General features: G+C 67.3%; 13 protein-coding genes and 1 tRNA gene. 9 read left to right on the top strand and 5 right to left on the bottom strand.

The features are described from left to right. A partial coding sequence (ligD, locus tag CQ040_RS17570) for a non-homologous end-joining DNA ligase (RefSeq protein ID WP_219844767.1) occupies nucleotides 1–944 on the bottom strand: 944 nt, incomplete at its 3' end. A 74-nt stretch (nucleotides 945–1,018) separates the two neighbouring features. On the opposite strand from ligD, the gene CQ040_RS17565 reads away from it, so the two are divergent. Continuing rightward, on the top strand, nucleotides 1,019–1,828 hold the full coding sequence (locus CQ040_RS17565) for a Ku protein (protein WP_028503543.1): 810 nt from the start codon (nucleotides 1,019–1,021) through the stop codon (nucleotides 1,826–1,828). Between the two features lie 37 nt (nucleotides 1,829–1,865). On the opposite strand, the gene CQ040_RS17560 is transcribed toward CQ040_RS17565, so the two are convergent. Both CQ040_RS17560 and CQ040_RS17555 read right to left on the bottom strand, forming a co-directional pair. Then, nucleotides 1,866–2,645, bottom strand: coding sequence for a DedA family protein (locus CQ040_RS17560; RefSeq protein WP_181157005.1), 780 nt, complete (start codon nucleotides 2,643–2,645; stop codon nucleotides 1,866–1,868). Between the two features lie 95 nt (nucleotides 2,646–2,740). Further along, a tRNA-Leu gene (locus tag CQ040_RS17555) sits at nucleotides 2,741–2,822 on the bottom strand. A gap of 111 nt (nucleotides 2,823–2,933) precedes the next feature. Between CQ040_RS17555 and CQ040_RS17550 the strand changes: the two genes are divergently transcribed. Genes CQ040_RS17550 through CQ040_RS17520 form a run of 7 tightly spaced genes read left to right on the top strand, consistent with a single transcriptional unit; the run spans nucleotide 2,934 to nucleotide 7,411 of the window. Further along, nucleotides 2,934–4,130, top strand: coding sequence for a CpaF family protein (locus tag CQ040_RS17550; RefSeq protein WP_258131545.1), 1,197 nt, complete (start codon nucleotides 2,934–2,936; stop codon nucleotides 4,128–4,130). Continuing rightward, complete coding sequence (locus CQ040_RS17545) at nucleotides 4,127–4,981, top strand: type II secretion system F family protein (RefSeq protein ID WP_105528114.1); 855 nt, start codon at nucleotides 4,127–4,129, stop codon at nucleotides 4,979–4,981. The genes CQ040_RS17550 and CQ040_RS17545 overlap by 4 nt, the downstream gene beginning before the upstream one ends. Further along, on the top strand, nucleotides 4,978–5,916 hold the full coding sequence (locus CQ040_RS17540) for a type II secretion system F family protein (RefSeq protein ID WP_105528113.1): 939 nt from the start codon (nucleotides 4,978–4,980) through the stop codon (nucleotides 5,914–5,916). The genes CQ040_RS17545 and CQ040_RS17540 overlap by 4 nt, the downstream gene beginning before the upstream one ends. 21 nt (nucleotides 5,917–5,937) lie before the next feature. After that, complete coding sequence (locus CQ040_RS17535) at nucleotides 5,938–6,150, top strand: hypothetical protein (protein ID WP_105528112.1); 213 nt, start codon at nucleotides 5,938–5,940, stop codon at nucleotides 6,148–6,150. A gap of 1 nt (nucleotide 6,151) precedes the next feature. Next, nucleotides 6,152–6,550 carry a TadE/TadG family type IV pilus assembly protein gene (locus CQ040_RS17530; protein ID WP_258131547.1) on the top strand — a complete coding sequence of 133 codons (399 nt, stop codon included), beginning with the start codon at nucleotides 6,152–6,154 and terminating at the stop codon, nucleotides 6,548–6,550. After that, entirely contained in the window at nucleotides 6,543–6,974 is a 432-nt protein-coding gene (locus tag CQ040_RS17525; protein WP_258131548.1) for a TadE family protein, read from the top strand. The genes CQ040_RS17530 and CQ040_RS17525 overlap by 8 nt, the downstream gene beginning before the upstream one ends. A gap of 17 nt (nucleotides 6,975–6,991) precedes the next feature. Next, nucleotides 6,992–7,411 carry a pilus assembly protein TadG-related protein gene (locus CQ040_RS17520; RefSeq protein ID WP_105528110.1) on the top strand — a complete coding sequence of 140 codons (420 nt, stop codon included), beginning with the start codon at nucleotides 6,992–6,994 and terminating at the stop codon, nucleotides 7,409–7,411. 11 nt (nucleotides 7,412–7,422) lie between these two features. On the opposite strand, the gene CQ040_RS17515 is transcribed toward CQ040_RS17520, so the two are convergent. Beyond that, entirely contained in the window at nucleotides 7,423–7,983 is a 561-nt protein-coding gene (locus CQ040_RS17515) for an NUDIX hydrolase (protein WP_105528109.1), read from the bottom strand. Next, complete coding sequence (locus CQ040_RS17510; protein ID WP_105528119.1) at nucleotides 7,980–9,239, bottom strand: MFS transporter; 1,260 nt, start codon at nucleotides 9,237–9,239, stop codon at nucleotides 7,980–7,982. The genes CQ040_RS17515 and CQ040_RS17510 overlap by 4 nt, the downstream gene beginning before the upstream one ends. A gap of 121 nt (nucleotides 9,240–9,360) precedes the next feature. Between CQ040_RS17510 and prfB the strand changes: the two genes are divergently transcribed. Next, nucleotides 9,361–10,470, top strand: a complete 1,110-nt coding sequence (prfB, locus tag CQ040_RS17505) for a peptide chain release factor 2 (RefSeq protein ID WP_028503564.1) — start codon at nucleotides 9,361–9,363, stop codon at nucleotides 10,468–10,470.

Below are 10,470 nucleotides of genomic sequence, written 5' to 3'. Positions count from 1 at the left end.
AATGGGACGGCATCCGTGCGATGGGTCTTCGCGGGTTGCGGGAGCGGAGCCGTTGAAGGCGCGCGGAGCATCGCCAGGGGATCGATACCCGCGGCGGCGCGGGCGAGCACCTCGTCGAGGTCGAGCTGGGCGAGAGCCGGGTCGTCGAGTTCGTCCCAGGTGCGGGGAGCAGCGACCCATGGTTGCGCGCGGCCGCGGAGCGAGTACGGCGAGATGGTCGTCTTCTTCCCGTTGTTCTGGCTCCAGTCGAGGAATACCTTGCCACCGCGGACCGCCTTCGCCATGACGCTGGTGGCGAGATCGGGGTGGTCGTTCTCGATCATCCGTGCGAGCTCTTTGACGACGGCTGAAACCTCGTCGCTCGTCTGCTCGCCGGGCAGGTTGGCGTACAGATGAATGCCCTTGCTTCCGCTCGTGACCGGCAAGGGGTCGAGCCCCATGTCCGACAGGATCGCGCGGGCGATGCGAGCGACCGCGGCGCACTGAGCGAGCCCAACGCCGTCGCCGGGGTCCAAGTCGAGGACGAGTCGATCGGGATTGCCGGGAAGACCGTCCGCGGAGAAGCGCCACTGCGGCACGTGCAGCTCGATCGCGGCGACCTGAGCGAGCCAGACGAGGGCGGGCACGTCCTCGACGAGGGGGTACTCCTTGGGGCCATCGGAGTGATGGATCGCCTGGCGGGGGATCCACGACGGGGCGCCGGGTTCCAACTGCTTGGTGAAGAAAGCGTCGGCCGGTGCGTTGGTCGTCCCTACGCCCTCCACCCACCGCTTGCGGGTGACGGGACGCCCGTCGAGGAGGGGGAGGAGAAGCGGGGCGATCGCCATGTAGTAGGCGATGACCTCTCCCTTGGTGGTTCCGGATTCGGGGTAGACGACCTTGTCGAGGTTCGTCACGCGCAGGCGCCGACCGTCGACCTGCACGATCTGCGCTTCTGCGACCATGGGGCCAGCGTAGTCAAAGGCCGGCGTAGTCAAGGGACTGGTCGTGACGGCTGTGGCTGGTGTCTACTGGTGTCATGAGGACGATCTGGAAGGGCGCACTGACGTTCGGGCTCGTGAACGTTCCGGTCAAGGTGTACTCCGCGACCGAGGACCACGACGTGCCGCTGCATCAGGTGCACGAGAAGGACGGCGGCCGGATCCGCTACCAGCGCACGTGCGAGGTGTGCGGCGAGACCGTGGCGTACGCCGACATCGACCGCGCCTACGTCGACGAAGGTCAGACCGTGGTGCTCACCAAGGACGACCTTGCGGCGCTCCCTGCGGAGAAGAGCCGCGAGATCGATGTCGTCGAGTTCGTGCCCTCAGACCAGGTCGATCTGCTCACACTCGACAAGCCGTACTACCTGGAGCCGGACTCGAAGTCTCCGAAGGCGTACGTGCTGTTGCGCAAGACCTTGGAGCAGACGGATCGCACCGCAATCGTGCGGTTCACGCTCCGGCAGAAGACGCGGCTCGCAGCCCTCCGTGTGCGCGGCAAGGTGCTCGTGCTGCAGACGCTGCTGTGGGCCGACGAGGTGCGCGAAGCCGCGTTCCCAGCGCTGGATGAAGACGTGAGGATCTCCAAGAAGGAGCTCGAGCTCTCGGCGTCGCTCGTCGACAGCTACTCGGCCGACTTCGACCCTGAAGCGTTCGTCGACGAGTACCAGAAGGAGCTCCGTACGCTCATCGACGCGAAGATCGAGGCGGGCGACACCTTCGACGTCGCCGAGACCTTCGGAGAGGCCGAGAAGGCGGCCGAAGGGGGCGAGGTCATCGATCTGATGGAGGCGCTCAGGGCGAGCGTTGCGCGCTCGAAAGAAGAACGCGCCAAGAACGCGGGCTGAGCGTCCGGCACCGAGCAATCGAAGCCGGACGAGCAGATCAGTGCTTGCCGTCGCCGTCCAGGTCAGGGGCGCGGTCGAAGACATCCGCATCGAGCACGAGTTCCTGCGCCTCTTCGGCGTCGGTGACCACGTCTTCGCCTGCAGCTGCGGCCTTCTTCGCCTTGTGACGCTCGGAGAGGTAGTGCCACAGCGTCACGAGGGCGGTGCCGCCGACCGCAGCGAGGAGGATGAGGTCGATGTAGCTCTCCACGAACTCGGCGACCGGCGGGATGAACCCGATGAGGTAGCCGAACATCGTGAGCCCGAAGCCCCACAGGATCGCACCGATCAGGTTGTAGAGCGTGTACTTGCGCCACGGCATGTGGCCGACGCCGGCAGCGACCGGGGCGAACGTGCGCACGATCGGCACGAAGCGCGCGAGGATCACGGTGATACCGCCGAAGCGCTCGAAGAACGCATTCGTGCGCTCGACGTTCTTCTTGCTGAAGAGACCCGACTCCTTGCGCTCGAACACCGCAGGTCCGCCCTTGTGGCCGATGACGTATCCGACCTCACCACCCACGAACGCCGCAAGGCCGATGAGCAGGGCGACCCACCAGACGCTGATGCCGAAGACGCCGTGCTCCGACCCCGCGATCGGGTGTGAGAGAAGACCAGCGATCACCAGGAGAGTGTCTCCGGGAAGCAGGAATCCGACGAGCAGACCGGTCTCCGCGAAGATGATGAAGCACACGACGAGCAGCGCCCATGGCCCAGCGGTCCCGATGATCGTGGCGGGGTCGAGCCAGGGGATGAGGGCGGTCGGTGCGTGCAACATGGTTTCGAGCACTGGGGGAGTCCCGTCGGTCGTGAATGGTCGGCGGTGAAGCTGAGCGACGACGTAGCGGCCTGAGAAGGGTGCCATCGTGCTCGTGCGGAAGGTGGGACTTGAACCCACACGCCCTGGGGCACAGGAACCTAAATCCTGCGTGTCTGCCAATTCCACCACTCCCGCGCGGTGGAAACAGTCTACTGACCGCTGAAACCTCTGTCTGGGGATCAGCCCGCAGTTCGCGTCTGTGGATAACTTCGGAGGCCGGATGCGGATTGTTGCGAGGATGCCTGAGTGAATCAACCGTCCGCCCTTGTCGCCGAGCGCGTGCGGTCGCGACTGCGTGCCGAGGGCATCGACCCCTCGATCGATCCGGACGCCGCGTGGCGCATCACCCACGCGGAGGTGCGCCGCCACGATGATCTCGCCCTGGCGCGCGGAGAGGCGCTGATCGACGATGAGGCGGCGTGCGTGCGGGAGGTTCTGGCATCGCTCGGCGGGTTCGGGGCGCTGCAGCCGCTGCTCGACGATCCGGAGATCGAGGAGATCTGGCTGAACGGCGACGGAAGGGTGCACATTGCGCGAGAAGGCATGGCCGAGCGCACGAGGCTCCGCCTCGACGAGGTGGCGGTGCGCGATCTCATAGAACGGATGCTGCAGTCCACCGGCCGGCGGGTGGACATCAGTCAGCCGTTCGTCGACGCGTCGCTTCCCGACGGCTCGCGGCTGCACGTGGCCATCGCCGATGTCGTGCGGGGCGGATGGGCGGTGAACATCCGTAAGTTCCTCCCGAAGTATCGCTCACTCGAGGCGCTGACAGCACAGGGCATGGTGACAGGCGGAGTCGCAGAGCTGCTGCGCACGGCCATGAACGAGGGCCGCAGTGTGATCGTGTCGGGGGCGACACATGCAGGCAAGACCACGATGCTCGGTGCTCTGCTCGCCTCCTGCGCCGACTCGCAACGCATCGTCACCGTCGAGGAGACATTCGAACTCGCCGTCGAAGGTTCCGACCTGGTCGCGCTCCAAGGGCGTCAGGCCAGTCTCGAAGGCACCGGCGAGATCACGCTGCGGCGGCTGGTGAAAGAAGCGTTGCGGATGCGACCAGACCGACTGGTCGTCGGCGAGGTACGCGAGGCCGAGGCTCTCGATCTCGTGCTCGCACTCAACACAGGTGTGCCGGGGGCCTGCACGGTGCATGCGAACTCCGCGATCGAGGCCATCGAGAAGCTGAGCATCCTGCCGCTCCTCGCGGGGCGGAACATCGATCGAGCCTTCATCGCCCCCGCGCTCGCCGCCTCGATCGATCTGGTGGTCCACTGCGTCCGCGAAGACGACGGCCGACGTCGTGTGCAGGAGATCATCGCCCCCACTGGCGACGTCGACGACGGGCGTATCCGCACGAAGACGGTCTTCTCCACGAGCGCGCGATCGAAGGCCACGGTGCAGGCGGGACGCAGAGAGTTCCGCCCCGTGGAGGTCGCATCGTGACGGTGTTCGTCGGCGCCGCCCTCGCGGCGGGTGTGCTCTTATGCCTCTCACCCTGGATGTGGCCCCGACGGGAGGGGGCTGCGCCGACCGCGAAGCAGGGCCGACTCGTGCGGCTCATCGAGGAGGCGGGTCTCGATTTCTCGCAGCGCACACTCATGACCGTGATCGTCGCCGCCGGGCTGGTCGCGGCATCCACGGTCTGGTTGCTCACAGGACTGGCTGTGCTCGCACTGCTGGCTGGACTCGCGGGCGCCGCGGCACCCGTCATGTTCCTCCGTGGGCGGAGGCTGCGCTTGCGGCGGTTGCGGCGCCAGCTGTGGCCCGATGTGTGCGACCTCCTGATCGCATCGATCCGCGTCGGGTTGTCGCTTCCCGACGCAGTGGCGAGTCTGGCCGAGTCCGCGCCGAAGATGCTCCGCCCGGCCTTCGTCGTGTTCGCGCGAGACCTCCGTGCGAGTGGCAGGTTCGAGACGAGTCTCGATCGGCTCAAGTCCACCTTGGCGGATCCCATCGGGGACCGGATCGCCGAGACCTTGCGCATGGCGCGTCAGGTCGGTGGCACCGAGCTGATCGGCGTGCTTCGCGCGCTCTCGAGCTCGGTGCGGGCAGACGCCGCGCTGCGAGGCGAAGTCGAAGCGCGACAGTCGTGGATCCGCGGCGCCGCCGTTCTCGGCGCTGTCGCGCCGTGGGTGATCCTCGGCCTGCTCGTGCTTCGCCCCGAAGGGGCAGCGGCCTACGGCACTCCCGAGGGCGTGCTCGTGATCTGCGCGGGTGCTGCCGTCTCGATCCTCGCCTTCCACATCATGGTCCGCATCGGGCGCCTTCCCGAGCCGCGGCGGTGGTTCGGATGAACGGGCTCTCGGCGCTCGCCAGCGCCGTGCTGATCGGCGGCGCTTTCGCCGCAGGAGTGCTGAGCATGCTCTCGGTGCTTCCGCGCTGGAGGGCGCTCAACTTGGCCGTTCGCATCGGGCTGTACGTGCGTGATGTCGTCCCTGACGAGAGCCTGCCCCGCGGCATCCTTCCCGCAGCGGGAGCACTCCCCGCGAGCGGCCGGACGCTGTGGGAGAGAGCCCGGAGCGGATTCGAGCGGATGCTCGGCGGGGGAGAAGCGCTTCGACAGCGACTCGCTCAAGCCGGGGTGCGCACGGATCCCGCGTCCTTCCGGGGGCGGCAGTTGGGATGGGGCCTCGCAGGGATAGGTGTGGGGGCGATCGCGCTGACCGTTCTCGCACTGACCGGACGCATGTCGGTGCCGACGAGCGTGATGCCTCTGCTCTGCGGTGCGGCGGCCGCTGCAGGCTACGACGCACAGCTGTCGGCGCGGGCCAAGGCCCGACGGGTGCGACTCACCGACGAGCTTCCGACGACCCTGGAGTTCCTCGCGCTGTGTCTCTCCGCCGGTGAGGGATTCCTCGACTCCTTGCGCCGTGTTGCCGACGTCGGCTCCGGTGAACTCACCGTCGAACTCCGACAGGTCGTGCTTGCGGTCGGCACCGGATCGCCCCTGGCCGATGCGCTGAGCGAGATGGCCAGACGTCTCCAGCTGCCCGGGCTCTCTCGGGCCGTCGACCAGGTGATCGCGGCGCTCGAGCACGGTGCGCCCCTCGCCGCCGTGCTGCACGCGCAGGCGGGCGATGCGCGAGAAGACGCGAAGCGGGTGCTCATCGAGCAGGCGGGGCGCAAGGAGATCCTGATGCTCCTCCCTCTCGTCTTCCTCATCCTCCCGCTCTCGGTGCTCTTCGCCGTCTATCCGGGACTCTTCATCCTCAGGCTCGGCATCGGCTGATCCACCAACGAAAGGACCACCATGACTGCACGACAAGCCGACCGACGGCGAACCACTCGAGGCGCCATCTCGTCACGACTCCGCGCGTTCGCGGGCGACGATACCGGCGACGTGCCTGGCTGGGTCCTCGTCACACTGATGACGGCTGGTCTGGTGGTGCTCATCTGGGCCGTCGCGGGTCCTGCGCTGACCTCGCTGTTCGAGCAGGCGATCCAACGGGTCTCGGGACTCTGAGGTGTCCGACGGGCTCCGATTCGGTGACGATCGCGGCTCCAGTCCGGTGGAGTTCGTGCTGGTGGGGACGCTGCTCACGGCCTTGACCCTCGCGGTCCTTCAGGTCGCGTTCGCCGTCTACGTGCGCAACGTGGTCCACGATGCGGCGGTCGAAGGCGCCTACTACGCGGCACTCGCCGATACGGCACCGGAAGAAGGCATCGAGCGCACCAGGGACGTGATCTCCCGGACGATCGGCGCGGCCTATGCCGAAGACGTCCGGATCGGCACCTCTGGGTCTGCACCGTACGACACGGTCGACGTGCGCGTCCGCACCACCTTCCCGTTGCTCGGGCTGATCGGAATCCCTCTCGCGATGGAGGTGGAAGCGCATGCGCCGGCCGAGACGTTCGGTGAATGAGGATGGTTCGGCGGCGCTCGAGTTCATCGCCGTCGGCGTCATCCTCCTGGTTCCGCTGGTCTATCTCGTGATCGCGCTCGGAGCGATCCAGGAGCAGACGCTCGGAGCGGAGGCTGCGGCTCGCCACATCGCGCGCGTGATCTCGCGAGCCCCTGATGCTGTGACGGCCGCAGAACGGAGCGACGCCGTGCTCGCAGGGATCGTTGACGAGTACGGCCTCGACGCTGATGCGGTCGAGATGACGCTCGTCTGCACTCGAGCGGTGGTCGAGTGCCCATCGGCCGGGGCGACGATCATCGTCACTGTCGCCACGCGCGTGCAGCTTCCGCTGGTGCCGGAGATGCTCGGTCTCGATCGTGCGACCGCGGTCCCTGTACAGGCGGAAGCGGTGCAGAAGGTGTCGCGGCTGTGGGGCTCGGAATGACAGTCCACGCTCGAACGATGGACAGGCCCGTCGGCGGGCATGACGAAGGGAGCGTGTTGCTCCTCACCCTCGGTTACGTGCTGCTCGCTCTTGCCGTGATCTTCGTCTGCGTCTGCGCCACCGATCTCTACATCGCCCAGAAACGGCTGGACGCGCTCGCCGATTCTGCCGCGCTCGCCGGTGCGGACGGGTTCGCCCTGGTCGTGAGCGATGGCGGCGTGCGGGCCGAGCTGACGGATGCCGGTGTCGAGGAACAGGCCGACGCTCTGGTGGCCGCACTGCCGGGGGAGGCGTCGATCACCGCGGCAGGAACGCCTGACGGCGTCACAGCCCTGGTCACCGTCGCCGCGGAGTGGCATCCGCCGTTGGTGTCCGTGTTCGTGCCCGACGGCGTTCCGCTGGAGTCGACCGCCACCAGCCGCACGGCTCTGCGGTGACAGGATTCTCCCTAGCGTGGATCGCGCAGCTGCGCTAGTAGTCTCTCGAGCCGGGGTAGGAGCTGCGGCGGGACCTCTGTGGGCAGGGCATCGACCGGCCACCACCTCACGTCTTCGGACTCATCGCTCACGGTGAGTTCGGCTTCGCGGCCGACGACGACCGCGATCCCGATATCGAGGTGTGAGGCGCAGGTGCCGAAGCGGGACGACAGGGCGTGATGGTCGAGGTCGTAGGCGAGCGGGGCGATCATCGGCTCCACGACGATGCCGGTCTCCTCGCCGAGCTCCCGCAGCGCTCCGGTCACGACAGAAGCATCCTCGTCCTCGACGTGACCGCCCGGCTGCACCCAGAACTGCCCCTTGCGGTGGAAGACGAGCAGCGTGTGCTGGAGCGAGGCATCGAACACGACGCACGACGCGGTGAGGTGATCGGGACCGGAGTCCCGATGCACCGGGCCGCCGTCTGCGCTGAAGAACGAGGCGAAATCTGCCTGCGCATCACGGTCTCGCTCCGAACGCGGCACGAACGTCGCGACGAGGCGGTGCGCATCGGCCTCCAGATTCGGGATCATTCCTGTTCTCCCTCCGACGAGTCGTCGCTGGAATCTGGTCGCGCCCGTGGGACGAACTGTGGGATCCAGCGCAGGAACCCGAGCGCACCGACGAGGCCGACCACCCCCATCGTGGCCGCGGCGAACGGCAGCGCTGCCACTGCCGTGATGGCCGAGACGAGGAGCGGGGCGATCGCGCCACCGGCATCGGTCAAGGTCCGCCAAGATCCGAGGAAGGCCGCGGGCTCCCGTTTCGGGGCGACGTCAGCGCCGAGAGTCAGCAGGATGCCGCTGGACAGACCGTTTCCGACGCCGAGGACTGCCGCGAACATGCCGAACCACAGCACCGCAGCATCCAGATCGTGCGTGAACGACAGCGCGAGGAAGCCTGCGCCCATGAGTACCATCGCGGGCATCGCCGCCCAGAGCCTGCCGAACCGGTCCATCACCTGACCGCTCGCATAGAAGAGTGCGAAGTCGATGGCACCGGAGACACCGACGACGAGGGCGATCGTCGAAGCGTCCAGCCCGAGCGACAGCCCCCACAGCGGAAGGACGACCTGTCGCGCGGAGCGAACGGCGGAGAGCGATGCGGCGGCGATTCCGAGGCGCCCGAGCACTGCGCGCTGCCGCCACATCGTCTGGAAGATGCCGACGCGTTCGATCGTCGGGATCGACCCGCTGACCGCTTCGCCGGAGTCCTCGATGTAGCGCTCTCGGGTGCTCGAGGGCACCGGAGGGATCATCTTCTCCGGGTCGGGGCCGAACAGGACGAGCAGCACCATGACGACCAGGCATCCGAGGAAGAACCAGATCGCCGCGCTCTCGCTGCCGAACAGCTGCAGAAGCCCCGCGGCCACGAAGGGCCCGATGAAGATGCCGAGGCGGAAGCTGCCGCCGAGCAGTGAGAGCGAGCGCGCACGGAAGGCGACCGGCACGCGGGTGGTCATGAACGCGTGCCGAGCGAGACCGAAGGCCGCTGCACAGATTCCGAGGAGGAAGACAGACGCCGCGAGCACACCGAGGGAGGGGGCGAAGACCATTCCGACCCCGGCGATGATCGCGATCACGCCGGCGATCACCATCGTGAACCGCTCTCCGATGCGCCCGACCGCCCATCCGGCGGGAAGATTTCCGCACAGCTGGCCGATGACGAGGGCGGAGGCCACGAGCGCGGCGAACGCCACGTCGGCGCCCATCGATACCGCGAGCACCGGGATGAGCGGGATCACGGCGCCCTCGCCGAGTGCGAAGAGAATCGTCGGCAGATACACCATGGGCCCGAACTGCCGAAGGACCGTCGAAGCACTGCTCACGTCTTCACGCTACTCCCCGCCGTTCGGCTTCGAAGACGACCACGTCCCCGCGCAGCCAGGCGGCACGTTAGGCTGAGGTGTCATGCTCGAACTAGATCTCTCCGCCGAAATCCAGGCGCTCAGGCACACCTTCGGCGACATCAGCGAGGTCGTCGATGTCCCTCACCTCCGCGACGAGATCGCGAGGCTCAGCGAGGAGGCCGGCGCCCCCGACCTCTGGGACGACACCGAGCGTGCGCAGAAGGTGACCAGCGCCCTCAGCCACCGTCAGTCGGAGCTCGCCCGGGTCACCGGGATCGCCCAGCGTCTCGACGACCTCGAGGTGCTCGTCGGCCTCGCCAACGAGATGGGTGATGAGGATTCCGCGCAGGAAGCCCGCACCGAGCTCGCAGCACTCACCGACCTGATCAATCAGCTCGAGGTGCAGACGCTTCTCGACGGGGAATACGACGAGAGAAGCGCGATCATCACGATCCGCTCCGGCGCCGGCGGCGACGACGCCACCGACTTCGCCGAGATGCTGATGCGCATGTACCTGCGCTGGGCCGAGCGGCACAAGTACCCCGTCAAGGTGATGGACACGTCCTACGCCGAAGGAGCCGGCATCAAGTCGGCCACGTTCGAGATCGACGCGCCCTACGCCTTCGGCACCATCTCGGTCGAGGCCGGAACGCACCGCCTTGCCCGCATCAGTCCGTTCGGTTCCGCCGACAAGCGCCAGACGTCGTTCGCCGCGGTCGAGGTCATCCCGCTCATGGAAGAGGCGACCGAGGTCGACATCCCGGAGAACGACATCCGGGTCGACGTCTTCCGCTCGTCCGGTCCTGGTGGACAGTCGGTCAACACCACCGACTCCGCCGTTCGCCTGACGCACCTCCCGACCGGCATCGTCGTGTCGATGCAGAACGAGAAGTCGCAGATCCAGAACCGTGCCGCCGCGATGCGCGTGCTGCAGACCCGCCTCCTCCTGCTGCAGAAGGAGCAGGAGGCAGCGAAGAAGAAGGAACTCGCCGGCAACATCACGGCGAGCTGGGGCGACCAGATGCGCTCCTACTTCCTCTACGGTCAGCAACTCGTGAAGGATCTCCGCACCGGGCAGGAATCCGGCAATCCGGCCGCAGTTTTCGACGGCGACCTCGACGACTTCATCTCCGCGGGCATCCGCTGGCGAAAGCGCAAGATCGAGGACTGA

The organism is Microbacterium sp. MYb54 (genome assembly GCF_002979515.1).
GTDB lineage: Bacteria > Actinomycetota > Actinomycetes > Actinomycetales > Microbacteriaceae > Microbacterium.
Note: the sequence above shows the minus strand (reverse complement) of the source record. Positions and strands in the feature narration are given on the sequence as shown.